General features: G+C 72.4%; 22 protein-coding genes and 1 pseudogene. 15 read left to right on the forward strand and 8 right to left on the reverse strand.

What is annotated here, in order from left to right:
- Positions 1-27 precede the first annotated feature (27 nt).
- From NUT86_RS22355 to NUT86_RS22370, 4 genes are read left to right on the forward strand one after another with little or no spacing between them, the layout of a single operon-like run.
- Entirely contained in the window at positions 28-1,014 is a 987-nt protein-coding gene (locus NUT86_RS22355) for a hypothetical protein (protein WP_274737279.1), read from the forward strand.
- Positions 1,011-3,275 carry a hypothetical protein gene (locus tag NUT86_RS22360; protein ID WP_274737280.1) on the forward strand — a complete coding sequence of 755 codons (2,265 nt, stop codon included), beginning with the start codon at positions 1,011-1,013 and terminating at the stop codon, positions 3,273-3,275. Before NUT86_RS22355 ends, NUT86_RS22360 begins: the two co-directional genes overlap by 4 nt.
- Entirely contained in the window at positions 3,272-4,237 is a 966-nt protein-coding gene (locus NUT86_RS22365) for a hypothetical protein (protein ID WP_274737282.1), read from the forward strand. Before NUT86_RS22360 ends, NUT86_RS22365 begins: the two co-directional genes overlap by 4 nt.
- A 35-nt stretch (positions 4,238-4,272) precedes the next feature.
- Positions 4,273-4,893 carry a Pycsar system effector family protein gene (locus NUT86_RS22370; RefSeq protein ID WP_274737283.1) on the forward strand — a complete coding sequence of 207 codons (621 nt, stop codon included), beginning with the start codon at positions 4,273-4,275 and terminating at the stop codon, positions 4,891-4,893.
- Positions 4,894-5,444: 551 nt separating this feature from the next.
- On the opposite strand, the gene NUT86_RS22380 is transcribed toward NUT86_RS22370, so the two are convergent.
- Positions 5,445-7,178, reverse strand: a complete 1,734-nt coding sequence (locus tag NUT86_RS22380) for an FAD-dependent monooxygenase (protein WP_274737284.1) — start codon at positions 7,176-7,178, stop codon at positions 5,445-5,447.
- A 76-nt stretch (positions 7,179-7,254) separates the two neighbouring features.
- Here NUT86_RS22380 and NUT86_RS22385 point away from each other — a divergent pair, with 76 nt between their 5' ends.
- Both NUT86_RS22385 and NUT86_RS22390 read left to right on the forward strand, forming a co-directional pair.
- On the forward strand, positions 7,255-8,004 hold the full coding sequence (locus tag NUT86_RS22385; protein ID WP_342456254.1) for a TetR/AcrR family transcriptional regulator: 750 nt from the start codon (positions 7,255-7,257) through the stop codon (positions 8,002-8,004).
- Positions 8,005-8,008: 4 nt separating this feature from the next.
- A complete protein-coding gene (locus NUT86_RS22390) occupies positions 8,009-8,809 on the forward strand; it encodes an Fpg/Nei family DNA glycosylase (RefSeq protein WP_274737286.1) in 801 nt (266 codons plus the stop codon).
- Between the two features lie 127 nt (positions 8,810-8,936).
- Here NUT86_RS22390 and NUT86_RS22395 read toward each other — a convergent pair whose 3' ends face one another.
- Both NUT86_RS22395 and NUT86_RS22400 read right to left on the reverse strand, forming a co-directional pair.
- On the reverse strand, positions 8,937-9,581 hold the full coding sequence (locus NUT86_RS22395; RefSeq protein ID WP_018089905.1) for a response regulator: 645 nt from the start codon (positions 9,579-9,581) through the stop codon (positions 8,937-8,939).
- Positions 9,569-10,750, reverse strand: coding sequence for a sensor histidine kinase (locus tag NUT86_RS22400; protein ID WP_274737288.1), 1,182 nt, complete (start codon positions 10,748-10,750; stop codon positions 9,569-9,571). The genes NUT86_RS22395 and NUT86_RS22400 overlap by 13 nt, the downstream gene beginning before the upstream one ends.
- 229 nt (positions 10,751-10,979) lie before the next feature.
- Between NUT86_RS22400 and NUT86_RS22405 the strand changes: the two genes are divergently transcribed.
- Positions 10,980-11,144 (forward strand): hypothetical protein, encoded by a 165-nt coding sequence (locus NUT86_RS22405; protein ID WP_018089907.1) that lies wholly within the window; start codon positions 10,980-10,982, stop codon positions 11,142-11,144.
- Between the two features lie 57 nt (positions 11,145-11,201).
- Here the strand turns inward: NUT86_RS22405 and NUT86_RS22410 are convergent.
- The 4 genes and pseudogenes from NUT86_RS22410 to NUT86_RS22425 all read right to left on the reverse strand — a co-directional run bounded on the left by NUT86_RS22410 (position 11,202) and on the right by NUT86_RS22425 (position 15,285).
- Positions 11,202-12,483 (reverse strand): annotated as a pseudogene (locus tag NUT86_RS22410) (SLC13 family permease).
- 75 nt (positions 12,484-12,558) lie between these two features.
- Positions 12,559-13,053 (reverse strand): GerMN domain-containing protein, encoded by a 495-nt coding sequence (locus tag NUT86_RS22415; protein WP_159487144.1) that lies wholly within the window; start codon positions 13,051-13,053, stop codon positions 12,559-12,561.
- Positions 13,050-14,591: an ATP-binding protein gene (locus NUT86_RS22420; protein ID WP_274737290.1), complete on the reverse strand. Its 1,542-nt coding sequence runs from the start codon at positions 14,589-14,591 to the stop codon at positions 13,050-13,052. The genes NUT86_RS22415 and NUT86_RS22420 overlap by 4 nt, the downstream gene beginning before the upstream one ends.
- Before the next feature lie 7 nt (positions 14,592-14,598).
- Entirely contained in the window at positions 14,599-15,285 is a 687-nt protein-coding gene (locus NUT86_RS22425) for a response regulator transcription factor (protein ID WP_026169681.1), read from the reverse strand.
- A gap of 133 nt (positions 15,286-15,418) precedes the next feature.
- Here NUT86_RS22425 and NUT86_RS22430 point away from each other — a divergent pair, with 133 nt between their 5' ends.
- From NUT86_RS22430 to NUT86_RS22455, 6 genes are all read left to right on the forward strand, one after another.
- Positions 15,419-16,054, forward strand: a complete 636-nt coding sequence (locus NUT86_RS22430) for a hypothetical protein (RefSeq protein WP_018089912.1) — start codon at positions 15,419-15,421, stop codon at positions 16,052-16,054.
- Complete coding sequence (locus NUT86_RS22435; protein WP_274737293.1) at positions 16,051-17,154, forward strand: peptidoglycan-binding protein; 1,104 nt, start codon at positions 16,051-16,053, stop codon at positions 17,152-17,154. Before NUT86_RS22430 ends, NUT86_RS22435 begins: the two co-directional genes overlap by 4 nt.
- Positions 17,151-17,879 (forward strand): ABC transporter ATP-binding protein, encoded by a 729-nt coding sequence (locus tag NUT86_RS22440; RefSeq protein WP_274737294.1) that lies wholly within the window; start codon positions 17,151-17,153, stop codon positions 17,877-17,879. The genes NUT86_RS22435 and NUT86_RS22440 overlap by 4 nt, the downstream gene beginning before the upstream one ends.
- Positions 17,876-19,072, forward strand: a complete 1,197-nt coding sequence (locus tag NUT86_RS22445) for an ABC transporter permease (RefSeq protein ID WP_018089915.1) — start codon at positions 17,876-17,878, stop codon at positions 19,070-19,072. Before NUT86_RS22440 ends, NUT86_RS22445 begins: the two co-directional genes overlap by 4 nt.
- 606 nt (positions 19,073-19,678) lie before the next feature.
- The gene (locus NUT86_RS22450) at positions 19,679-21,610 is read left to right on the forward strand and encodes an ABC transporter ATP-binding protein (RefSeq protein ID WP_018089916.1); all 1,932 of its coding nucleotides are present in this window, start codon (positions 19,679-19,681) and stop codon (positions 21,608-21,610) included.
- Between the two features lie 336 nt (positions 21,611-21,946).
- Positions 21,947-23,605 (forward strand): APC family permease, encoded by a 1,659-nt coding sequence (locus tag NUT86_RS22455; RefSeq protein ID WP_229838093.1) that lies wholly within the window; start codon positions 21,947-21,949, stop codon positions 23,603-23,605.
- Between the two features lie 25 nt (positions 23,606-23,630).
- On the opposite strand, the gene NUT86_RS22460 is transcribed toward NUT86_RS22455, so the two are convergent.
- The gene (locus NUT86_RS22460) at positions 23,631-24,461 is read right to left on the reverse strand and encodes a helix-turn-helix domain-containing protein (RefSeq protein WP_274737296.1); all 831 of its coding nucleotides are present in this window, start codon (positions 24,459-24,461) and stop codon (positions 23,631-23,633) included.
- A 130-nt stretch (positions 24,462-24,591) separates the two neighbouring features.
- Between NUT86_RS22460 and NUT86_RS22465 the strand changes: the two genes are divergently transcribed.
- Together NUT86_RS22465 and NUT86_RS22470 are read left to right on the forward strand one after the other, a co-directional pair.
- Positions 24,592-25,098: a hypothetical protein gene (locus NUT86_RS22465; protein ID WP_274737298.1), complete on the forward strand. Its 507-nt coding sequence runs from the start codon at positions 24,592-24,594 to the stop codon at positions 25,096-25,098.
- Positions 25,099-25,326: 228 nt separating this feature from the next.
- Positions 25,327-25,608 (forward strand): SHOCT domain-containing protein, encoded by a 282-nt coding sequence (locus tag NUT86_RS22470; RefSeq protein WP_018089920.1) that lies wholly within the window; start codon positions 25,327-25,329, stop codon positions 25,606-25,608.
- The last annotated feature ends 119 nt before the right edge of the window (positions 25,609-25,727 follow it).

Here is a 25,727-nt window from a genome sequence, read left to right on the forward strand (position 1 = left end):
ACCGCACGGGAAAGCCAAGGAGTTCCGATGTCACCGTCCCGCCCGGACCTGCCCGAAGCCAGTGCCCAGCCCTATTCCCGCAGCCGGCTGCTGCCGCCGTACCGGGGGATCGTCGCGGTCGACGCCAAGGACTTCACCGGATATCCGGCCATCGAGCACGGCGCGATCAGCCGGGCCATTCCGCAGCTCCTCCAGACCTCGTTCGAGCGGGCCGGCATCGCCGAGGTCTGGGCGGAGCGGAGGTTCCCCGACTCCACCGGCGACGGATATGTTTTCGGGTTCGACCCGGCGAAGATGCCCTTCGTCATCCACCCCTGGCTGAGCACCCTCCAGGACGTCCTGACCGAGTTCCATCTGCACTCCACGGGCGCGGTGCGCATCCGGCTCAGGGTGAGCCTGCACATCGGGCCGCTGCCCGACGCGGGGCAGGAGTACGACGGCAACGGCACACCGCGGAACGACACCCACCGGCTGCTCGACTCGCGCCCGGTCAAGGCCATGCTGGCGGCCTCCAGCGCCAGCATCACCCAGGTCGCGGCCATCCTCTCCGACCGCTGCTACCAGGACGCGGTGGTGAGCGGCTACACCGGACGGCATCCCGACCACTTCCTCCAGGTGCCGGCCACCGTTGAGGGCAAGCGGTTCGAACAGGCGGCCTGGCTGTATGTCCCGGCCCCGTCGGGCAACCTGTACGACCGTCGCATCCTCGGGGACCGGGTGGTCGAGGACCACGAGTCCGGGCGTAGCGAGCGCGCTGAGGATTCCCGGAGGGCCGCGCGCCGGGCCGCCGCCCCGCAGGTGCGCAACCGGGCCGACCGCGGGAACATCAACAGCGGGACTGTGTACGGCGGTCAGAGCGTTCAGAACGTCGAGACCGGGGGCGACTACATCGGCGGCGACTACGTCGGTGGCGACCGCTTCGGTGGTGACTACGTCGGCGGCAACAAGGCCGGCACGGTGCACGGCAATCAGGGCGACACGGTCCACGGCGACAAGCACGAGGGCCGCCGATGAGCGCCGACGACGCGCGTCCGGACATCCCTCAGCAGAACGACGGGGCGTCCCGCGAGGAACCGGAACCGCAGACAGCGGGCGGAGAGCCGCCCGATGGCGATATCGGCTTCGCGGACCCGGACGAGGGGGACTTCGACGAGGTGGCGGCGGAGTACGCGCTCCACGGCGGGGAGTTCGCCGGTCTGCCGTTCGGCCGTCAGCCGTACCCGGTGATCGTTGCTCCGCACGCCAACATCAACACCGGCTCCGTGCACGGCGGCCAGCGGGTGGAGAACAGCGGGGGCGCCACCGGCACCGGCGGGCGGCGGGTCGAGGCGCACGAGGGGCCCATCTCCGCGGTCGAGATCCTCGCTGCGAAGGCCGGGTTCGCGGAGCCCGACTGGTTTCCCGCGGCCCTGGCCGAACTCGACAGCCGGCTGCTGTTCCTCACCGGCGAGCCCGGTACCGGCCGCCGCACCGCGGCGCTCAACCTGCTGCACCGGCACACCGGCGGCAGCATGAGCCTGCGGGCGGTCGACGGCGATATGAACCTCGCCTCCTGGCGCCCCAAGCACCGCGACACCCGCGGCTATCTGGTGGACGGGCTGCTGCCCGAGTACCCCCTGAAGCCGGGGATGGTCCGCCATCTCCAGAGCCTTCTGAGTACGGCCGACGCCCGCATGGTGGTGGTGCTGCCGGACGCCCCTGAGCTGGTCCGGCGCCTGTCGCGCGAACTCCATGTCACTCCCGTCCGGTGTACGCCACCGGCCGCGCGGGCGGTGTTCGACGCCCGCTTCGCGGACGCGGTGCCGGACCCGTCGGAGCGCGCCCGGCGCCTGGCCCTCCTGGCGCCCGGCCTGCTGGACGAGCTGCTCGCCCCGGAGCTGGTGCCGGCCCAGGTGGCCGAGCTGGTGGCCGCGGTGGCCACCGCGGAGGACGGCGGGCCGGACCTTGCCGACATCCAGAAGAGGCTGAGCTTCCTCGCGGAGGGTGAGGTGCCGGACCTGCTCGCCCAGCTGCGGGACGACGCCGACGGGCTTGCCTTCCTCCTCGCGACCTGTGTGTTCGAGGGCCTGGACCACCGGATCGTGCGGGAGGAGGCGGAGCGGCTCCTGGAACTGGCCGACGGGCGGCTCAGCTCCGTACTGCCGGAGGGTGCCGACGGCTCCGACGAGGACGGGCGGCGTCACCGGGAGCGGAAGCCGCGGCCCAATCCGCAGTTCGTCTTCCGGCGGTCGTTGGACGAACTCCTGTGGAGCGTCCGGGCAGAGCGCCGCCCCAGGGAGATCCGCTCCAACTCGGGCTACACCTATGCCGTGGAGGCCGTGCGCTTCACCCGCCACCGGCAGGCGGAGGCCGTGCTGCGGCATGTCTGGCGGGAGTACGGACACCTCTCCGGTCTGCTGACCGAGTGGATGGCAGACCTCAAGAACGAGCAAGAGCTGACCGAACCGGTAGGCCGGGTGATGGGCCGGGCCGCCGGCTGGGGCGGGGGCCGCCGGGCTCTCGAGCACATCGGCACCCTCGCCAGGTCTTCGCGCCGGAGCAGCCGCACCATCGCCGCGTACGCGCTGGGTATGGCGGCCGGAGATCCCGTCCTGGCCCGCGAGGTCAAATACCGCCTCAGCCGGTGGAGCGCGCAGCAGAGCTGGCAGGTGCGCTCCACCGTCGCCTACACCTGCGGTGCGGACTTCGGTGCCTCCCGTCCCGAGGTGGCCATGCGGCTGTTGCGGAATGTGCCCCGCGGCCTGGACGACGAGCACGAGCACACCGTGGACCGGGCGGTCCGCGACGCGCTGGGCGATCTGTTCGCCTCCGGCAGCCAGGCCACTGTCTTCCGGCATCTGGCCGAATGGGCCGACGGCGAGGGGGCCTTGGCCGACATCGCGCTCTGGACGTTTCCGCAACTGCTCCAGAACACCTCGTGGTGTCAGGAACAGCTGGTCAACGACGGCGAATATGCGGCGCAGATCATCGACCTCGTCCACCGGACACTCAACGACGAGGAGCGCTTCGTGGCGACCTGCAACGCGGTGCTCTGGTGGTGCCGGATGGCCACGTGGGGCGACCTGCCGCGGACGGCCGTGGAGACGCTGCTCAGCGCGCTCGCGGCGGACTTCCGGCACGGGGTGTTCCGCCTCTTCGTCGTGATCGACCGGGCGGATATCCCCGATCTCGCCGGACTCGCCATCGCCCGGGACGCTCTGAACACCTGGCGGAACGGCGAGCAGCCATGGCAGCCGGTGAACGGCAGCACCCACTCGAACGGGAGTACGTCATGACGACCGACAGCAACCAGCCCGTCTACGCCCCCGCCGCACAGGCCCCTTGGCGGGAGATCCTGCGACACCGCTGGTCCGGCCGCCTTGACCGGGCCCTGGTGCTGCGGGAGCACAGCGGCGCATACCGGGTACTGGGCTCCCGGAAGCGGACACCGCTCGGGGCAACCGATGAAGTGGTCGTGCAGGCGTCGTCCGCGCCCAGGCTGCTGGGCGGCTACGACAGCGCCTTCCACGTCCAGCTCCATGAGCAGTCGGGGACCCGGAGCGTCGCACTGCCCACCGCCTACGGCACGGAGTCGGTGGACCTCCGGGTGCTGTGGTGGGTGCACGACCCGGTGGAGGTGGTGCGCTCGCGGACCGCGGACGGCTGGGACGTGGTCCGCAAGGAGCTGGACCGGCGGCTGCGTCACCTGGAGGACGCCCACGCGGCCGATGGGCAGACCCTTGGCGCGCCCGAGATCATGCAGGACCTCGCCGCGCCGCAGGAGCTGGACGGTCTCGGCCTCACCTATCGCGTGACGGACATCAGCGGGCAGGAATCGGAGGGCGAGCTGCGGCTCGGCCAGCCCGGCGCGGCCGGACTGCCGTACTCCTGGACCGCCAACCGGCGGGAGGAGTTCCAGTTCTGCGAGCAGGCCGTGCGCAACGGCCCGGTGTCGCTGGCGGCGCTCTGGCTGGTTCGGCACCCCGACCAGGTCAGCCAGGTGCTGGACTGGTCGGTGAACCACCGGGACCTGCTCAAGGAGGAGACCAACTGGCAGGACGAAATGGCAGGTCTGCTCGGCGAGTTGACGCAGCAGGAGCGGCAGGAACTCTCCGGTCTGCTGCGGGACCGGCTCGCCGGGCTGGGACGCCGGGTGCCCGCACCGTCGGCACCGCAGGAAGCGCCGGCGGACAAGGGGCCCGGGGCCCCGGGGGCGAACGGCCACTGGCGCGGGACGGCGAAGGAGTGGTCGGTGTGAGGCGCGCGGCCGTCCGCCGTCCTTCGGTGCGCCCCGTGCCGCAGCGGGTTGCGCGGGCCGGGGCCGCCGTGGCGCGCCGGCGCCCGGCTCCGCGCCTGCACCGTCAGCCGCACCGGACCCTGCGTGACCGCCGCGAGTCCGGCGCCGCTCCGGGGACGCCGCGCCCGGAGACCCTGGCGGCGATGGAACGCTTCCTGGCCGCCAACGGCGTGGAGATCGCACGAGCGGACACCAAGGCCGCGGTGCTGCTGGGCTTCATGGGCGCGGTGCTCGGCGCCTTCATCACGGTGACCCGCGGTGCCGCGACGCATCAGGCCGCCGCCTCCTGGAAGGCGGATGTGCTGTGGTGGGGCGCGGTCGGCACCGCGCTGCTGGCCATCGTCTGTTTCGTCTCCGCCATCGCCCCCCGACGGCGCGGCGGACGGAAGCCCAACCTGGCGGGCCCCGGCTACTTCGAGCACATCGGACGGGGGGAGGACGGCGACGGCCTCAGCCACGCCTTCGCCCGTATCGCGCACGACCCCACCGGTCCGCTGCTGGACTCCGTCCGGCGCACCAGCGCGATCATCCGCTCCAAGTACCGCTGGATCGAGATGGGGACAGCGTTACTGCTCGTCGCACTTCCGCAGTTCGCCGCCGCGTTACAGCCGACATGACGACGACCACCGGTAAGGAGAGGGGAAGGGCAGGCACTCAGCCTCCCTGCGCCTGGCCGTTGCGCCACCAGTCTTTCGCGTAAATTCTGCAGGAACCAGGAGGGCCGCAGGACCGCCCACTCGTCGAAGAGGTCCTGGAGCGCCGCGTGCACCTGCCCGACTCCCGGGCCGCAGGCAGGGAGGGCGGAGGAGCTGAGGAGGACGGCGCGGCGCACTCCCGCCGTACGGGTCCGTGTCAGGAACGGCAGCATCACGGCGGCCGGGTTCGGGGCCGCGGTGGGCGGGACGAGGTAGAGCCGGGCCGCTCTCGGCAGGGCGGCGTCGTGGGTGGCGGGGTCGTGCCAGTCGAAGAGGACGGGCCGGGTGCCGGGCAGCTCGGAGGCGCGGCGGCCGGCGGCCCGGACGGGGTGTCTCAGAGCGAGGAGTCGGGGCACGAGGCGGCTGCCTGCGGTGCCGGCGGCCCCGGTGACCAGGATGGTGTCGCGACCGGCCACGACGCGCCGCGGACGAGACGCAGGACGGTACCTCTCGGCTCGGTACCCCGAAATCGCTCAGCGCCGTGCGGGGCGGCCGGCCCAGTCGGTCAGGGCGCGGTGTCGCTCGATGCGGCGGGCCGGCAGCGCCGGGGTACGGGTGGCCCAGGCGATATGGCCGTCGGGGCGGATGAGGATCTCGCGTACCCCGTCGAGGTCGGTGCGGTGCTCGTGCCGGGTGACGGTCAGGGCGGTCACCCGCGGCCCCCAGCCCGTGGTGACGGTTCGCCTCAGCTCCTCGTCGCCCGCGAGGTCCAGCAGGACGAACCGGCCGGGCGGCAGGAGCTCATGGGCGCGGCCGGCCGTTGAGTCGGCCGCCGTCAGGGCGACATCGGGCATCCGTCGTCCCACCAGGGGGTCGGCGTCGGCGGCGGTGGGCGGATAGGCCGTGTCGAGCGCGGAAATCCGCCCGGCCAGACGCCGGTTGACCTCCTCGATGCCCAGCAGCTCCGTCAGCAGTTTGCGCAGCGCGGCGGCCGGGCGCTGATACGGCGGGAGCAGGGTCAGCTCCATCAGCAGCGTCTGGACCTCGGTGTTCTCCGTGACCGCCTGTCCGATCGGATGGCGCTCGGCGTGGTAGCTGTCGAGCAGCCCGGGCGGCGCCCAGCCGTTGATCTCGGCGGCGAGCTTCCAGCCCAGGTTCATCGCGTCCTGGAGTCCGGTGTTGAGGCCCTGGCCGGCCGCCGGGAAGTGGATGTGCGCGGCATCGCCCGCCAGTAGGACACGACCGGCGCGGTAACGGGCGGCGAGCCGGGTGGCATTGCCGAAGCGCGACAGCCAACGGGGCTGCGCCACACCGCAGTCGGTGCCGCAGATGTCCGCCAGGGAGGTCCGGAACTCCTCCAGCGTCAGCGGCTCGGCGGCCGGTGTGCGCATCCGCCGCGGATCGACGAGGACGATCCGGGTGAGGCCTCCCGGCCGCCCCTCCGCCGGGCCGCCGTCCGTCCGTTCGTCCTCCGGCTCCGGCTCTGGCTCCGGCTCTGGCTCCAGCGGGGCGATCAGTACGCCATGGGCACGCGCACGGTCGAGGGCCGCCGGATCGACGACCGCGAAATCCCCCAGTGCGCCGGTCAGGGTCTCGTCGGTGCCGGGGAACTCGATACCGGCGGCCCGCCGCACCGCGCTCCGTCCGCCGTCGCACCCGACCACATACCGAGCGCGTACGGTCCTCAGGTCACCGCCGGGCCCGCGGACGTCCACCTCGACACGGCCCGGGTCCGTGCGCCCGCCCCGCCCGTCGTCGCTACCTCGGCCGCTGTCACTGCCGTCGTCCTGGCGCAGGCCGACCACCTCGTATCCGCGCCGGATCGGCACGTCGAGTGCGTGGGCGCGCTCCGCGAGCAGTTGCTCGGTACGGGCCTGGGCGAGGAACAGCGTGTAGCCGTGCCGGGTGTCCAGCGCGCTGAAGTCCAGCCGGGTGTCCAGTCCGGCGAAGTGCCACCCGGGTACGGCTCGCCCGCGTGCCAGGAAGCGCTCCACCAGGCCCCGTTGGTCCATCAGCTCGACACTGCGGGGGTGCAGGGTCAGCGCCCGCGACTGCCGCTGCGCCTCGGTCCGCCGCTCAAGGATCTGCACCCGTACGCCGCCCAACGCCAGCTCGGCGCCGAGCATCAGCCCGGTCGGTCCCGCACCCACCACGATCACATCGACATCGACATCGACATCGACATCGACATCGACATCGACATCGACATCGACGTCGGTGTCGGTGTTGACGTGGACGTGGGCGTTGCCGTCGATAGCCGCATCCATCAGCTGTCTCCCCGTATTGCTGGGCGCGATTTAGTGAACAGTGTTCACGTGAACGCCGTTCACTATAGTGAGAGTCATGAGCGCCGCGTCAACCCCCAGCCCTCCCAGCCCTCCCAGCTCTCCGAGCTCTCCCGGCGCCCGGTCCGCCGCCCCCACGGGTCGTGGCCGGCCCCCGAAGCTCGACCAGGTGCGTACCGTCGAGGCGGCTCTGGCGCTGCTGGACGAGGTCGGGCTCGACGCGCTCACCATGCGGCGGCTGGCCGAGGCGATGGACGTACGGGCCGGTGCCCTGTACCGCTACTTCGCGACCAAGCACGAGCTGCTGACCGCGATGGCCGAGGTGCTGCTGGCCGACTGCCTCGAACGGCCGCTCTCGTCCCCGGACTGGAGCGAGCGGCTGGCCGAACTGGCCCGCCGGATGCGTACGGCGCTCCTCGGCCGCCGCGACGGCGCCCGCGTCTACGCCGGTACGCACGCCACCGGCGCACACACCCTCGGCTTCGCCGACGCCCTCATCGGTGTCCTGCGGGAGGCGGGCTTCGCCGCCGACGCCGCCGCCCGGGCCGCCCTCACGCTCGTCAACTTCACCCTCGGCCACACCCTGGAGGAGCAGGCCGCCCTCCAGGGTGCGGCGGACGAAGGGCCGGCAGACCCGGACCTGCTGTGCGCGGCGGTGACGCCGGGGCAGTACCCCCATCTGGCCGCCGCGTTGCCGGTGCTGACCAGTACGGATTTCACGGCCCACTTCGAGTTCGGGCTGGGGCTGCTCCTCCAGGGCCTGCGCGCCCTCGGGCCCGGCTCCACGCCCCCGGGGACCGGCGGGTGACGCCGTGCCCGAGCTGCCCGACGTCGAGGCGTTCCGGGGGATTCTGGCCTCCTGTGCGCAGGGGAGGCTGATCCGGCGGACCGAGGTGTACGACGCGGGCGTCCTGCACGGGGTGAGTGCCCGGCGGCTGCGCCGCGAGCTGACCGGCCGCCGGTTCGCCGAGCCGGAGCGGCGCGGCAAGTGGCTGCTCGCGCACACCGACGGCCCCACCGTGCTGCTGCACTTCGGGATGACCGGCGAGCTGGTGTGCGCCGGCCCCGCCGACCCGCCGCACGCCCATGACCGGGTGGTGTTCACGGTGGGCAGCGAACGCCAGCTCCGCTACCGCGACCAGCGCAAACTCCAGGGCCTGTGGCTGGTCGACGAGGCCGGTCTCGACCGGATGCTGAGCGATCAGGGGCCGGATGCGGCGACGGTGACCCGCAGGACGTTGGAGGCGGTGCTCGCCGGGCGGCGCGGCAGCCTCAAGTCGGTCCTCATGGACCAGTCGGCACTGGCCGGACTCGGCAATCTGCTCGTCGACGAGATCCTGTGGCGCGCCCGGCTGCACCCCGCCCGCCGGGCCGGTGCGCTCTCCGCCGACGAGTGCGGCCGCCTGTACACGGAGCTGCGCCGCACCCTGCGGTCAGCGGTACGCGCCGGACGCGTACCGCCGCGCAGGTCCTGGCTCACCGGGCGCCGCGACGACTCCGGGGCGACCTGCCCGCGCTGCGGCGCGACCCTGTGCCGGAGACGCCTCGCGGGCCGCGGCACGGTGTGGTGCCCCCGCTGCCAGCCCGACCGAACCGCCAGGGGCGGTGCCTGAACTGCGCCTGCTGCACGCCCCGTTGGCCGTATGCGCCGATGGCCGCACGTCCCGTTGGCCGTACCCGTGACCGGCCTCCCCCGTACCTGATTCCCCGCCGCCCCCCGACAACCCAACCGCGCCCCCACTACCCCCCGTTCAAGTACGCCAGCACCGCCAGCACCCGCCGGTGGCCGGTGTCGCCGGCCGGGAGGCTCAGCTTCGCGAAGACATTGCCGATGTGTTTGCTGACCGCCCGGTCCGACACCACCAGCAGCTGGGCGATCGTGGTGTTGTCCCGGCCCTCCGCCATCAGCTGAAGTACCTCACGCTCGCGCGGCGTCAGGGTGTCGAGCGGATCGTCACGGCGCCGGGTCATCAGCTCCGTGACCACCTCCGGGTCCAGCGCGGTGCCGCCCGCCGCGACGCGTTCCAGTGCGTCCAGGAACTCGTCGACCCGGCCCACCCGGTCCTTCAGCAGATAGCCCACGCCGCTCGCGCCGCCGCCCAGCAGCTCCGCGGCATAGGTCTCCTCCACGTACTGCGACAGCACCAGCACCGGCAGACCGGGTATCTCCCGCCGGGCCGCCAGCGCCGCCCGCAGCCCCTCGTCGCGGAAGCCGGGAGGCATCCGGACGTCCAACACGGCGGCGTCCGGGCGGTGTTCGAGGAGTGCGGGCAGCACCTCGGGCCCGCTGGCCGCGACCGCGGCCACCTCGTGCCCGGCGGAGGTCAGCAACAGGACCAGCCCCTCCCTGAGCAAGGCGTTGTCCTCGGCGATCACCACGCGCACGGCAGCTCCACATCGATCACGGTCGGGCCCCCGGCGGGGCTGGTCACTTCCACGGTCCCGTCGAGCGCCGCGACCCGGCGCCGGATGCCGAGCAGCCCACTGCCGCCCGACGCCCCCGCGGAGCCGGTCTCCGCGCCGCCGCGCCCCTCGTCACGTACCGACAGGGTCAACCGGCCGGGCCCGCGGACGAGTTCCACCCGGGCCCGGTCAGCACCGCTGTGCTTGGCGGCATTGGTCAGCGCCTCCGCGACGACGAAGTACGCGGCCGCCTCGACCGCCGCCGGCGCGCGCGGGCCCTCCGCCAGCCCGTCCTCGCCCACCGCCACCTCCAGGCCGCTGCTCGCCGCGAGCGCCCGCACCGCCCCCACCAGGCCCCGGTCGGTGAGGATCGGCGGATGGATGCCGCGGACGACGTGACGCAGCTCGGTGAGGGCCTCCTCGGCCTGGTTCTGTGCGTCGTCGAGGAGCTTGCGGGCCGCCTCGGGGTCCTTGTCGTAGGCCCGCCGGGCCAGCCCCACCCGCATCGACAGCGCCACCAGCCGGGCCTGGGTGCCGTCGTGCAGATCCCGTTCGATCCGCCGCAGTTCGGCGCCGTGCGCGGCGACGGCACCGGCCCGGGTGACGGTCAGTTCCTCGACCCGCTCGGCGAGCCGGGCCCGGTTCCCGCTGTCCGGCGACGGCCGCAGCAGCGCACGCGACCAGGCCGCGTCGAGGTCGGCGAGGCGTCCGATCAGCGGCAGTACGACGGCCCGTTGCCGCAGCAGCCCGCACCACACCCCGTCGGCCAGCAGCCCGACGGCCCACAGCGGCAGCGCGAGATACGCCAGGAGCCAGCCGTAGCCGAAGTGGGCGGCGAGCCAGCGCAGATCCCGGTACGTGCCCGGATCGGCGAGCGCGGTACGCACCCGCTCGGAGAGCCCCCCGGTCAGCGGCAGATACGCCTCGGGCACCGCCGTACCCGTCCAGGCCGCCACCCGCCGCCGCTTGAACCCGGCCATCCTGCGCAGCAGCAGGACCGTCTCGGGCAGCACACCCGCGCCGATCACGATGACCGTCGCCACGGCGGTGAACAGCAGCACCCCGAGGAAGAGATACGACAGCAGCGCCAGCCCGCCCGCCGTCATCAGCTGGGCCGTGGCCCGCCCCGCCCGCCGCACCGTCTCCCCCATGGGGCTCAGGCTAAGCGACCGGTCGCCGCGGCGCGGGCGGGTGCGCTCCCCGGCCGGGGGTGTAGTGCGCTCCACCCCGTATTCGGGAGGACGCTCCCTCGAACCGCCGGTCCGGAGCGGGCAGTCTCGACCACAGAGACCCGGCGCACCGGCACGGTGCTGCGCCTTAACCCTTACGTCTTAACCCTTACGCCTGGCCCTTACGTCTGACCCTTCGGAAGGAACTCCCATGAAAGCCCTGCTCTGGTTCGTGCTCGTGGTCGCCGTCGCCTTCAATGTCGCCACCAGCTTCGCCTTCGACGGGGTGCAGCAGGTGCTGATCAGTGTCGGCAGCGGCGTCGTGGTGATCGGCTCGGCGGTGGGGCTGTTCCTGATGCGCACCAAGCGGTCCTGAGGCGGGCCGGGCGGTCCTAACGCGGGCCGGGCGGTCCTGAGGCGGGCCGGGCCCGGGTCAGGTGCCGATCAGCCGGAGCGAGAGCCACAGCGCCACCGTCGCCAGGGCCAGCGCGGCGGGCACCGTCAGCAGGCCGAGCAGCGTGAACTCCCGTAGGTCGACGTCGTGTTCGTGGTGGTGGACGATGCGCCGCCACAGCAGTGTGGCCAGCGATCCGGCGTAGGTGAGGTTGGGGCCGATGTTCACCCCGAGGAGCACCGCGAGCACGGCACCGGGGCCGCTCGGTGCGGCCAGCGGCACCAGCACCAGCACGGCCGGCAAGTTGTTGATGACGTTGGCGAGTACGGCGGCCAGCGCGGCGCTGCCGAGCAGGGCGGGGAGCGCGGTGCCGTCGGGCAGCAGGTGGCCGAGCGCGTCGGCGAGCCCGTTGTCGACGACGGCGCGGACGACGATGCCCAGGGCCAGGACGAAGGCGAGGAACGGCAGTCCGGCGGCCCGGACCACGGCGGCCGGGGTGGTGTGGCGCCGGGCGAGCGCGCGGACCGCCATGACGAGCGCACCGGCCGCCGCGGCCCAGGCCGGGTTGATGCCCAGGGCGGAGGTCAGCACGAAGCCGGCGAGCGTGCCGGCCACCGTGAGCAGCGCGAACAGCGGGAGTTCGGGCGGCTCGGCGGGGTGCGGGCCGGGCGCCACGTCCCGCAGCGCGGGGGCGAAGAAGCGGCGGAAGACCAGGTATTCGCCCCCACGCCTTAAGGGCGCGGGAGGTGCCCCCATCGATGGCGACCAGCCACGGCAGGGCCATCAGCGCGCCGAACCGGGTGAAGCTCAGCCCGCTGGCGGTGAAGGCCAGCAGATTCGTCAGGTTGGAGACGGGCAGCAGCGTCGAGGCCGTATTGGACAGATGGCTGCAGGCGTAGACGTGCGGGGTGGGGCGGGCTCCCATGTGGGCGGCGGTGGCGAAGACCACGGGGGTCAGCAGGACCACGGTGGCGTCCAGGCTCAGTACGGCCGTGATGGCCGAGGCGAGGGCGAAGACCGCGCCCAGGAGGCGGCCGGGCCGGCCTGCCGACCAGCGCGCCATCCAGGTGCCGCAGGCGTGGAAGAGTCCCTCGTCGTCGCAGAGTTTGGCGAGGACCAGCACCGCGGCGAGGAAGCCGATCACCGGGCCCAGCCGCTCCGCCTCGTCGCGGACATGGGCGGGCGTGATCGCCCCGGCCGCGATCACCACGGCCGCCGCCGGTACCGCGAAGACCGCCTCCGGCAGCCGGAACGGCCGGACGACGGCACACACCAGCACGACGAGCAGCATGGCCAGGGACAGGGATTCGGCAACCACCATGCGCTGAATGATCCCTTCCGCGCGGCGGTCTCCCGTGCTCGCCTGGTACTCCCTGGTGCTCGCCCCGCCAGACGCTCAGTGCGACAGGAACTGCTGGCACTGGTACGGCCCGGCGCGCTCCTTGCCCGCCACGATGGTCACCTGGACCTTGTCCGGACGGGTGCCGTGGAGGAGGACCTCGGCACGGGCGAAGGTGCAGACCAGCTGGCCGGTGCTCTGGTCCTGGGGGGAGTCGGCGGAGTAGCCGGGAGTGTTGATGGTGACACTGCCATGGCGGGAGGTGACGCTCAGCCACTTGTCGGGGGTGACGAGACTGGCCAGCCCGTCGCCCCGCTCTTCCGGGGTCGGCCCGTCGAGCAACAGCCGGTAGGCGACGTTGAAGTCCTCGACCTTTCTGCCGGGCCGGGGCACCCCCCGCAGCCCGCTGTCGGAGGCGAAGTAGATCCGCATGTTGTTCGAGATCCCGGAGGGCGCGGTGCCGCCGGACGTGACTCCGGTGGGACGGATGCCACAGCCCGTGGTGACGAGGGCGAGCACACAGCAGGTGAGGGCGGTGCGGGGGCGCGTCATGAGGCGGATTCCGTACGGAGGGGGAGGCGAAGGGTGAAGACGGCGCCGACGTCCGGCGCCGGGGGCGCCAGCTCGATGGTGCCGCCGTGGAGACGGGCGTTCTCCAGGGCGATGGCCATGCCGAGGCCGCTGCCTTCCGAGCGGCTGCGGGCGCTGTCCGCCTTGTAGAAACGGTCGAAGACATGGCGGGCGACCTCGGGGGCCAGCCCCGGGCCGTGGTCGGCGACCGAGACGGTCAGCCAGTCGTCGGCCGCCCGTACAGTGACGGTCACCGGCGGCGCACCGTGGCGGAGGGCGTTGCCGACGAGATTGGCGACGATCACGTCGAGCCGGCGGCGGTCGAGCCGGGCCCGTATGCCCGGGGGGAGATCGGCTTCGACCCGGTCGGTCCAGCCGCGGGCCGCGAGCGTGCCGCGTACCGCCTCGGCCATGTCCACCGAGTGCACCGTGAGCGCCACGGCGCGGGCGTCGAAGCGGGATATCTCGATGAGGTCGTCGACGAGCCGGGTCAGCTTGGCCGTTTCGGCGCTGACCGTGCGGGCCGCGTGTGCGGTGTCGGGGGTGAGCTGGTCGGCGTCCTCCTCCAGGACGCTGGAGACGATGGTCATGGCGGCGAGCGGGGTGCGCAGCTCATGGGAGACATCGGCGACGAAACGGCGGGCCAGGGCTTCCTGTTCGCGCAGCTCGCCGACGCTGTGCTCCAGCGCACCGGCCGTCTCGTTGAAAGTGTGGGCGAGTTCCGCGAGTTCGTCGCGGCCCTTCTCCTCGACCCGGATGCTCAGCTCGCCGGTGGCCAGCCTGCGGGTGGCCCGCGCCAGCTTGCGGACCGGCCGCAGCACCGTACGCGCCGCGAGCAGCGCCAGGACGGCGGCCAGCAGCACCACGGGCAGCAGGCCGCTCTGCACACTGCGCACCAGATCGGCGGTGTCGCGCTCCTCGTCCGCCAGGGAGACCACCGCGAATATCTCGACCCCGGACGGCTGCCCGGAGCCGCCGGCACGGCCCGCGGAGTCCAGAAGGACCGGGGCGCCGAGGGCCAGCCAGGGCTTCCCGCCGTGCTCCACCCGCTGGAGCGAGACCTGGGTGCGGGTGCGCACCGTCGCGCGCAGGTCGGCGGTGATCCGGCTGCGGTCCGCGGACGGGTCGGAGGAGGCGGTGTAGTCGCGGTACTGGGCGACGACCAGCGCGCCGCGCAGACCGGACGAGACATCGGTGGCGAACCGGCCCATGGAGCGGGGATCGGTCGGGACATCGAGCTCCGCCGCGAGGTTGTTGACGCGGTTGCGGAAGTCCTCGACGGCGGCGTTCTGCGCCCGCTTGAGCACCGCGTCACGTGATTCCCGGTAGGCCAGTGCCGTGGCCGTGACGGCGCTGATCAGGGCGACCACGACGACGGTGATGATCAGCCGGCCGCGGAGCCCGTCGAGGCGCGGGAGCCGCAGACGGGCCCGCAGCGGGGTGCGCCGGGCGGCCGCCGGAGCGGACGCCGCCGTGGCCTCTTCCGTGGCCTCTTCCGTGCTCTCCTCCGTGGTGCTCATGGCGCGCTCACAGCGGCCCGAAGCGATAGCCGAAGCCGCGCACCGTCTGGATGTAGCGCGGCTTGGCGGGGAGGTCCTCCAGCTTGGCGCGCAGCCGTCCGACCGCCGCGTCCACCAGCCGGGAGTCGCCCAGGAAGTCGTGCTCCCAGACGAGTTCGAGCAGCTGCTCCCGGCTGAAGACCCGGCCGGGGGCGGCCGACAGCTCCAGCAGCAGCCGCAGCTCGGTGGGCGGGAGGGGAATGCGGGTGCCGCGCTTGGTGACGGTCAGACCGGCCCGGTCGATGACGAGTCCGGCGAAGTCGTCGCTGTCCTGACGGGTGGCCGGGCCGGACCGTCGCAGTGCCGCCCGGATACGGGCCTCCAGCACCCGGCCGGTGATCGGCTTGATCACGTAGTCGTCGGCGCCCGCTTCCAGCCCGCTGACCACGTCCAGATCGTCGCCGCGGGAGGTGAGCATGATGATCGGCAGCTGGCCCCGGCCGCGGATCCGGCGGCAGACCTCGAAGCCGTCGATACCGGGCAGCATCAGGTCGACCACCGCGATCTCGATGCCGCCGGCGCGCGGGCGGGACAGCAGCTCCAGGCCCGCCTCGCCGCTGGCGACGGCGTCGACCTCATGGCCGTGCCGGCGCAGCACCAGCTCCATTCCGTCCCGGACGGACGTGTCGTCCTCGATCAACAGCACATGCGGCATGCCGACGATTATGGGCGAGGGTTTGTGCAGCTCAGGAGTTATCCACAGGCTGAAGATGCGGTCCGGCGGCATTGTTACGTTCTCATCATGCGGCCATGGAGCGGCCACCAATTCGGCCCCCGACATTGTCCGCATGACGCAGAAGACACGCTCCCGCTCCCGTGCCGCACGCCTCGCGCTGCTGATCGCCGTACCCGCCCTCGCCCTGACCACGGCCTGCGGCGGCGCCGCCGAGTCGTCCGACGGAGGGGTCGCCTCCGTCAGCAACGCGCCCTCCACCGACCAGACCAAGGACGGCGCCGACGCGTCCAAGGATGGTGCGCCCAAGGGCAAGAGCGCGTTCTACGACGCACAGATGAAGTTCGTCCAGTGCATGCGCAAGAAGATCAACAAGGACTACCCCGACCCCAAGCTGAGCGGCCATCTCGACTGGACGAAGATCGACGCGCTCCAGGAGGCGATGGGCAACGACCGCATCGCCAAGGGCGGCCGGGACGGCGAGTGTACGACCGAGATGCGGAAGGCCATGAGCCTGGAGCCGCCCCGCGACACGCAGAAGGACTACGAGTCGATGCTCGCGCACGCCAAGTGCATGCGCGCCAACGGGGTATCGAAGTTCACCAACCCGAAGCTGCAGGACGGCAACGTCATCCCCGGCGGTGACCCGAACCCCACCTCGCCCGAGGTCTCGTCGGACTCGTCCACCTACAAGCAGGCCCGCCAGGCCTGCAAGGGCAAGCTCCTCGACGGCCTGGACGGCCTGCAGTGAGCCCCGCACCGAAGCGCCGCCGGGGGCTCGTCGCCCTGGCGGCGGCGGTGACCGCGACCGCGGCGACCGCCGGGGTCATGACCCTCACCGGCAGCGGCAAGGACGCCTCGGCCGACGGCCGGGGACCGAAGGGGCCGCCCACCACGACCGAGATCACCCGCACCGATCTGGTCCAGAGCAAGACCGTCGACGGGAAGCTGGACTACGCGCAGCGCCGGGTAGTGAAGTCCCCTGTGGAGGGCACGGTCACCAAGGCCGCCACATCGGGGAGGACCGTGTCGCTCGGCCAGCGCCTGTACGAGCGCGACGCCCGCCCGGTGACCCTCCTCTACGGCTCGACACCGATGTTCCGCACGATGAAGGCCGGCGCCCGCGGCCCGGACGTCCTCCAGCTGGAGCGCAACCTCCGCGACCTGGGCTTCGGGGCGGGACTGTATGTGGACGTCCGCTTCGACGAGGCGACCAAGGCCGCCGTCAAGCAGTGGCAGAAGTCCCTCGACGTGACCGCCAGCGGCGAGGTCGGCCAGGGGGACGTCGTCTTCCAGCGCGGCCCCGTGCGGGTGGTGTCCGCCGACGCCGCGCTCGCCGACAGCATCGGCCCGGACAGCAAGGTCCTGACGGTCGCCTCCACCAAGCCGGTCGTACGGGCCGAGCTCGACGCGGCCGACGGGGCGCTGGCCGCCAAGGGCACCAAGGTGGAGATCGCCATGCCCGGCGGAGGCACCCAGCGCGGCAAGGTCAGCGGCGTGGTGGCCCCGGAGGACTCCGAGTCCGGCGAGGGCGAGGCCGCAGGCGCAGGTGGCTCGCCCGGGGACGCCATCAACGTGGAGATCACACTCGACGACGGCACCGAGGTCCGCGAGAAGGACCGGCAGGGCACCCTCCACGTGAAGTTCGTCAGCGAAAGCCGCAAGGACGTGCTGACGGTTCCGGTGGAGGCGATCGTCGCGCTGCGCGAGGGCGGCTACGGGCTGGAGCTGGTCCAGGGCTCCAAGACCCGCATGGTGGCGGTCGAGACGGGTCTGACGGCCGACGGCCGGATCGAGGTCAGCGGCACCGGCCTGGCCGAGGGCATGAAGGTCGGAGCGGCCGAGCAATGACCCCACCCGTGATCGAACTGCGGGCGGCCACCAAGTCGTACCCGGGCGGGGTGCACGCCCTGCGCGGCGTGAACCTCCGGGTGGAGCGCGGCGAACTGACCGCCATCGTCGGCCCGTCCGGCTCCGGCAAGTCCACCCTGCTCAACCTGCTCGGCACCCTCGACCGGGCCACCTCGGGCGAGGTCCGGGTGGCCGGGTACGACGTCAGCACGCTGTCCGACGCCCAGCTCTCCGTGCTGCGCGCCCGGCACATCGGCTTCGTCTTCCAGCACTTCCACCTCGCCCCCGGCCGCAGCGCCCAGGACAATGTCGCCGACGGTCTGCTGTACGGCGGGACGGGCCTGCGGGAGCGCCGTGCCCGCGCCCGTACGGCCCTGGAAGAGGTGGGGCTCGGGCACCGTATCGGCCACCTCGCCCACCAGCTCTCGGGCGGCGAGAAGCAGCGGGTCGCCATTGCCCGCGCGCTGGTCGGCGACCCCGATCTGCTGCTCGCGGACGAACCGACCGGTGCGCTGGACACCGCCAGCGGCGAGCTGGTCATGAACCTCATCCGCGAGCTGCATGCGGCCGGGACGACCGTCTGTGTCATCACCCACGACAACGAGATCGCCGACTCGCTGCCCCGCCGGATCCGCTTCCGCGACGGCGAGATCGTCGACGACTCCGGTGCCGCTCCCGCCGCACCCGGCTCCTTCGCTGAGCCCACCGAGGAGGTGACCCGATGAGCGGCCCCGCACTCCGGGCGGCCCGGCTCTCCCCGGCCGATGTGCTGCGGGTCGGCGCCGAGGGCCTGCGCAGCCGCCGCACCCGCGTCGTGCTGTCCGCCCTCGGCATCGCGATCGGCATCGCGACGATGGTCGCGGTCATCGGGCTGTCCACCTCCAGCCGCGCCGACCTCATGAACCGGCTGGACCGCCTCGGCACCAATCTGCTCACCGCCGAGGCGGGCCAAGACGCCATGGGCAAGGACGCCAAACTCCCCAAGAACGCGGTGGCGATGGTCGAGCGGATCGGCCCGGTCCAGCACGCCACCTCCGTCGGCGCGGTCGACGCCCGGGTGCGGCGCAGCGATGCCGTACCGGAGGAGATGCCGGCGGGTGTCACGGTGCAGGCCGCCGGCACCGATCTGCTCGACACCCTCAACGCCCATATAGATCAGGGCAGTTGGCTGAACCGCGCCAGTGAACGACTGCCCACCGTCGTGCTGGGCTCGGTGGCCGCCGACCGCCTCGGGATCACCGCGCCCGGCGCCAAGATCCTGCTGGACGACCGCTGGTACGTCGTCACCGGAATCCTGGCGCCCATCGAGCTGGTGCCGACCCTGGACCGTACGGCGCTGGTCGGATACCCGTCCGCCGAGCGCTACTTGGGCTTCGGCGGCCATCCGAGCGTCATCTTCGAGCGTTCGCCGGACGCCTCGGTCGAGGCGGTCCAGGGGGTCCTGGCCCGTACGGTCAACCCGGGCGACGAAACCTCGGTGAAGGTCTCCCGCCCCTCCGACGCCCTCGCGGCCAAGGCCGCCACCGACAAGGGGCTGACCAGCCTGATGCTGGGCCTGGGTGCGGTGGCGCTGCTCGTCGGCGGTGTGGGCGTGGCCAACACCATGGTGATCTCGGTGCTGGAGCGCCGTCAGGAGATCGGGCTGCGCCGCGCCCTGGGGGCGACGAGAGGCTCGATCCGGATTCAATTCCTCACCGAGTCACTGCTGTTGTCGGCACTCGGCGGGCTGGCGGGCGCGGCCCTGGGCGCCGCCGCCACCATCGGCTTCGCCCGTGCCCAGGGGTGGACCGCCGTCGTACCGCCCTGGGCCCTGGCCGGCGGACTGGGCGCCACTCTGGTGATCGGGGTCGTCGCCGGTCTGTACCCGGCCGTACGGGCTTCCCGGCTGCATCCGACGGTGGCGCTCAGCGCGACCTGACCGGGGGCGGCGGTGCCGGAGTGCGGCGCTCGGGCCGGCTGGGGCGGACTCCACTGCGGGGGCGCCCGGCCGGCCCGTCGCGCTCCCCTCCACGGTATCCGGAGAGTGACGATTCGGCACCCTTTGCCATATTTAGGAAGAATCTTGGCTTATATCTGAATTTTCACGCATTTCGCCTTGTTGGAGGCAGGTGAGCGTCGTAGCTTGGGAGTTGTCGTACTGGTAACGGTTCGACAAAAAGGAACAAACTCCTAGGAGGCGAGAATGAGCTTCCGGAATGTCTTCCCCAGAAGGCGCAGGCACGACGACGATTACGACCACGACCACGACGGCCGCCGCAGGCGCCGCAGGAGGCGTGGACGCAGGTATCTGCGCAGGCGCCGTCGTTTCCACTGACTCAAAAACCTGAGTCCGAGGCAGGCTCGCGTACCGCGCGGGTCCGCCTCGTTGGTGTGAGGGGCCCCCTTCGGTCCCGGCCAACCGTCCGAGCAGCGACGATATGACGTAGCGACCATGCACCTTCGCAGCTCACGCCGGCGCCCGCAGCGCCGTGAAACGTCGCCTCAACAAGGCACGGAGCCACCGCCTGTTGGACACGGTTCGTCCGTGTCGAAGCAGGACGACGACGCGTCCGCCCTCCCTGGGGTGGGACCACGGGCAGCGGCGCAGCCGACCCTGGAGACCGGTGCGGACCGGGTTCTCGGGAGCGGCCTGGTGGCGGATGCCCCGATCCGCACCAGGCGGGTGGGGTTCAAGGAGTCGGTGCGGCGCTTCTGGCCGCTGACCCGGGGCGACCGGCGCTGGATCCTCCTCGTCTGCCTCAGCGCCATCCTGGCCGCGTTCGCGGAGACCGTGGCCATCCTGGTCTTCGCCGAACTCACCGACAACGCTCTGCAGAAGGGCTCGGTCAGCGCCTTCTGGGCACCGGCCGGTCTGTGGCTGGGCGTGGCCGTCGCCGGCGGGATCGTGGGATATCTGGGCAACTCGCTCGCCGCATGGACGGCCGAGCGCTTCGTGATGCGGCTACGGGCCCGCGTCTTCGCCCACCTCCAGAAGCTGCCGCCCCACTTCTTCCAGCGCAATCGCCGCGGTGACCTGGTGGAGCGGATGACCGGCGACGTGGACGCCATCGAAGCGCTCGTGGTCAGCGGCCTGGTCCAGGCGGCCACGGCCGTCTTCGGCGTCATCTTCTACGCCGGTGCCGCGTTCTGGCTGCGCTGGGACATGGCCCTGGTCACCTTCGCCCTGGCCCCGCTCTTCTGGATCGCCACCAAACGTTTCACCGGCCGGGTCAAGGAGGTCTCCCGCCGGGAGCGCGCGGCCGACGGCGCCATCACCTCGGTCGTCGAGGAAGGCCTGGTCAACGTCGTCCTGACGCAGGCCTACAACCGGCAGCGCGACGAGCAGGAGCGGCTCGGCCGCGAGGCCCGCAGGTGGCTGCGGGCCTCGGTGACCAGCGCCCGCCTCAACGAGCTGTACGAGCAGATCGTCGAGGTCCTCGAAACGCTCTGCGTCCTGGCGATCATCGGCCTCGGCGCGTGGGAGATCTCCACTGGGCGGATGACGCTCGGGGAACTGCTGGCCTTCGCCGCCTTCGTCGGCTACCTCTACCCGCCGATCCGCGACCTCGGCCAGCTCGGGCTGACGGTCACCGAAGCGACCGCCGGATCCGAGCGGCTGCTGGAGATCCTCGACGCCCGGCCCGCCGTCACCGACCCGGACCCCGCCGTCGTCGTCCCGGCGCCGAGCCGCGCGGTCGGCGCGGTGGAAGCGTGCCGGGTGCACTTCCGCTACCCCGGCGGCAAGAACGAGGTCCTCCAGGACTTCTCGTTCGGCGCCGTACCCGGGGAACTGGTGGTCATCACCGGCCCCAGCGGCGCGGGCAAGTCGACGCTCGCCGCCCTGCTGCTGCGGTTCTACGACCCGGACACCGGCAGCATCCGGCTCGACGGCATCCCCGTGAACCGGATGCCGCTCGACCGGCTCCGCCGCAACATCACGCTGCTGCCCCAGGAGACCCTCGTCCTGCACGACACCGTGGAGGAGAACATCGCCTGCGGGCGCGACCAGGTGACCCATGGCGATGTCGTCCGCGCCGCCCGGGCGGCCGACGCCGAGGTGTTCATCGCCGCCCTCCCCGACGGCTATGACACCGTCATCGCGCCCGGCACCTCGCGGCTGTCCGGCGGCCAGCTGCAGCGCGTCGCGATCGCGCGGGCCATGCTGCGCGACGCCCCCGTGCTCATCCTCGACGAGCCCACCACCGGCCTGGACACCTTGGCCACCCAGCGCATCCTCGCGCCACTACGGCGCCTCGCCGAGGGCCGCACCACCATCGTGATCACCCACGATCTGGACCTCGCCATGGACGCCGACCGCATCCTGGTCCTGGACGAGGGACGTCTGGTGGAGTCGGGCACCCACACCCAACTCCTCGCCGGCAGCGGCCTCTACTCCACGCTGTTCCACACCCACCCCCCGCCCCGCAACGGCTCTCCGCACCCCCTCGCGCACCCCTCAAGCAGTCACTGGCGGTAACCGGAAGTGGGTGCCGCGCCCGCGGATGACACACGGCGTCCGCCCGCGCGCACACCACGCTCCCCGCGCCCGGCGACCACACTCCCCGCTCCCGGCAACCGCGCTCCCCGAACCCGGGTGACGGGCTCCCCCAGGCCTCCCCAGGCCTCCCCAGGCCGATGACCGGCCATCCACCCCGTCACCGTCCGCACGGCCCGACGAGGGAACTCGCGCGCCAAGCCGGAACCTGACCGCGGTCCGCGCGTTGACTCTCCGTATACGAGGCGACGCGGCGCGCCCCAGAAGCGCGAGGTCCGCGTCCCGGGACCAAGATGGCTCGGTGAACCAGGAGCGCGCGTGAGCAAGCCAGCCGTAGTGGGGAGTGACAGCGTCGGCGGTGGCCGTCACCTGCGCCGGGTGGTCGGGTTCTGGGGGCTGATGTTCATCTGCCTGGGATCGATCATCGGCTCCGGCTGGCTGCTGGGCGCGCTCACCACCGCCGTCGTCGCCGGCCCGGCCTCGCTGATCTCCTGGGCGCTCGCCTCGGTGATGCTCGCCGTCCTCGCGCTGGCCCACGCGGAGCTGGGTGCCACCTACCCGATCGCGGGCGGCACCGCCCGCTTCCCGTTCTTCGCCTTCGGCCCGCTGGCCGGCTTCTCCGCGGGCTGGATGTCCTGGCTGCGGTCGGTCCTGATCGCGCCCATCCAGGTCGAGGCCACGCTCTCGTACATGGACCGCATCGGCTGGATCCATGACCGGGCGGACCTGCTGCGTGCGAACGGCACCCTCACCGCCGCGGGCCTGCTGATCGGGAGCGGCCTCATGCTGATCTTCACGATCATCAACATCCTCGGGGTCCAGCTGCTGGCCGGGATCAACTCGGTCACCGCCGTGGTGAAGACCGTCGTCCCCCTGCTGACCGTCGCGGTCCTGATGACGCTGGCCTTCCACCCCTCGAACTTCACCGCGGGCGGCGGCTTCGCCCCGCACGGGGCACATGGTGTCTTCGCGGCACTGCCCGCCGGAGTGGTGTTCGCGCTGCTGGGCTTCGAGCAGGCCATCCAGCTGGCCGGTGAGGCACGCGATCCACAGCGCGATATCTCCCGGGCGGTGATCGTCGCCATGGCGATCGCCACCACGCTCTACCTCCTGCTCCAGGTCGCCTTCATCGCCGCCCTGGATCCCGCTGCCCTGACCCGCGGCTGGGACAACCCCGTGGGGGCGGGCAACTTCGGCCCCTACGCCACTCTGGCGGCCGCCGCCGGGGCCGCATGGCTGGCGACCATCCTCTACGTCGACGCCGTCATCTCCCCGGCGGGCACCGGCCTGGTCTACATGGCGGGTGCCGCGCGGCTCTCCTACGCCATGGGACGCGAGCGGGTCCTGCCCCGGCCCCTCGCCCGGATCGGCCGCAGCCGGGTGCCCGTCGTGTCGACCTTCCTCGCCTTCGTCGTCGGCGAGCTGGCCTTCCTGCCGTTCCCCAGCTGGCAGGCCCTGGTGGGTCTGGTCACCTCGGCAGCGGCCATCATGTACGCGTTCGCGCCGGTGTCCCTGCACGCCCTGCGCGTACGGGACGGCGACCGGAACCGCCCCTACCGGATGCCGTCCGGAATGGTGCTGGCACCGCTGGGCTTCGTCTTCGCCAACTTGATCTTCTACTGGTCCGGGTACGAGGCGGACTGGAAGCTCGGCATCGCCGCCCTGATCGGCTTCGTCTTCCTCGCGCTCACCCGCCGCGGCATCCCCTCGGGTGAACGCAGCGGACTGCGCGGCAAATCGGCCGCCTGGGTGTGGCCCTGGCTGGGCGGCATGATCCTCATCGCCTACTTCGGCCGTTACGGCGGCACCGGGGCGCTCCCCGAATGGTGGGACCTGGTGATCGTGATCGTCTTCAGCCTGGCCGTGCACTACACCGCGGTGCGGCTCGCCGTCCCCGCGGAGTCGGTGGACGCGGCCGTACGGCGCGAGGAGGAGGGCGAATCCGTGCCCCCACCGCCCGCCGCCTCCGCACGATGACGGCCCAGGGGGCGGGGGATGCCCCCTACTGGCCGGCGGCGGCCGCGGCCGCCGCGCGCAGCGCCTCGGCAGTGAACTCGTCGAGGGGATAAAACAGTTCGATCGCCAGCTCCGAGAGCGTCACATCGGCCGGGGCACCGAACGTGGCCATGGTGCTGAACAGCGACAGCTCGCCGCCCGGGACACGCATTCTGAGCGGCACCTGAATCGGCCCCGGCCGCGCCGCCGCGGCATCGGCCCGGACCGTCTCCTGCTCCGCGGGGGCCGGGTAGCGGCACACCTCCTCGTACAGCGCCCGCAGTTGCGCGTCCCCGGTCGCCTGCACCTGGCGCAGCAGCCGCTCCAGGAGCAGGGCACGGACCTCACCGGCATTGGCCAGCCGGGTGGCGAGCCCCTCGGGATGCAGGGTCAGCCGGAACACATTCGGCCGCGGCACCAGCACCTCGGGCGGAATGCCCGCCATGAGAACGGACATCGCCCCGTTGCCGGTCACCACGTTCCACCAGCGGTCGACCACGACGGCCGGGTACGGCTCGTGCGCCGTCAGCATCATGTCGAGCGCGGCCCGGATCTGCGCCATCCCCGCGTCATCGAGGTCGCTCTCCCGGTACGCCGGCGCGTAATCGGCGGCCAGCAACAAGGTGTTGCGCTCGCGCAGGGGGACCTCCAGGGCGTCGGCCAGCCGCAGCACCATCGTCCGGCTCGGACGCGACCGGCCCGTCTCCACACAGGACAGATGGCGGGTGGAGGTGTCCGCCAGCAGCGCGAGATCGAGCTGGCTGAGCCTGCGCCGCCGACGCCACTCCCGTAACAGGACTCCCACCCGCGGCCACTGATCCACATCCATCTCCGGCATCTCCGGAGAATAGCCACCCGGAGATCACCCCGGCCATGACCTCCCAGGTCATTGAGACCAGAACCCACGCGATGCCACGGTCTACCCCCGGCCGGAACCACTGGGCCCGGCCCCACCCCAAGGAGACCCCATGGCCACTCCGACCACCCCTGCCTCGAAGACTCCTGGCCCGAAGCCCCCTGCCCCGACCACTCCTGGCCCGGCCACCGCCGCCCCACACCCCGCCGCCCCGCCCCCCGCAGCCGGCCGCGGGGCACAGGACCTGCTGCGCACCGTCCTGCGCATCGACAGCTGGGGCACCGCCGCCTTCGGTGTCGTCCTGCTGGCCGGCGGCAGCGCGCTCAGCGGCCCGCTCGGCCTGCCGACCACCTGGTCCGTCCCCTTCGGCATCGCCATGCTCGGCGGCGCCGCGGCCCTGGCCCTCATCGCCGGCTATCCCCGCATCCCCGCCCGCCTCACCCTGACCGTCATCGCCGCCAACACCCTCTCCTGCCTCGCCCTCCTCCTGCTCCCCTTCACCAACGCCCTGCCCCTGACCACCCCGGGAACCGCCTTCCTCCTCATCGGCGCCGTGGTGGTCGCCGTATTCGCCGCACTGGAATACCGGGGGTATTGCCGTGGGGGGAGGGCGGGGTAGCCGCTCGGCCCAGGCGACGACCGCGCAGGCCGCGCACGCCGGCTGATGAGCCCGGCGCCCCGGCCCTTCCCGCCGCAGCGCGACGAGCCCATGGCCCCCCGCCCCGGACCGAGAGACCATGGAAGGGAAGGGCACGGAAGGGAATGAGAGGGAGGGCAGGGAACCGAGGGCACCCGCGGGCACCGGGCCCGCGCCCCGCGCCCCGCGTCGCGCGGGAGGTGGAGGTCGATGTTGTGCTGGTACGGCCGTCATGGCGGCGGGTGGGCCTGGCTCGCGATGTCGGTCAGCTTGTTCCTGTTCCTGGCGCTGCTCTTCGTCATCGCGCTGCTGATCGTCCGCGCCCTGGGCCGCTCGGGCCCCGGCCACGACGCGCACCCGGGCACCCGCCGCGCACCCGGCCCCGAACAGATTCTCGCGGAGCGGTACGCACGCGGTGAGATCGACGAAGAGGAGTACCAACGACGGCTGGCCACCCTCCGCGGCGCCCCACCGGGCGGCCCCTCGCCCTGAGGGCGGGCAGCGGGGCCCGGGCAGCGAGGAGGCCTGGTGGGTGAGGAGGCCTGACGGCGGGGTCCACTCCCATCCGGGGCAGCGCCCCGCCGCTGATGCCTGACCGTCGCCCGCCGTCT

It is taken from the genome of Streptomyces sp. G7(2002) (assembly GCF_028870195.1).
In the GTDB taxonomy this organism is placed as follows: Bacteria; Actinomycetota; Actinomycetes; order Streptomycetales; family Streptomycetaceae; genus Streptomyces; species Streptomyces nigrescens.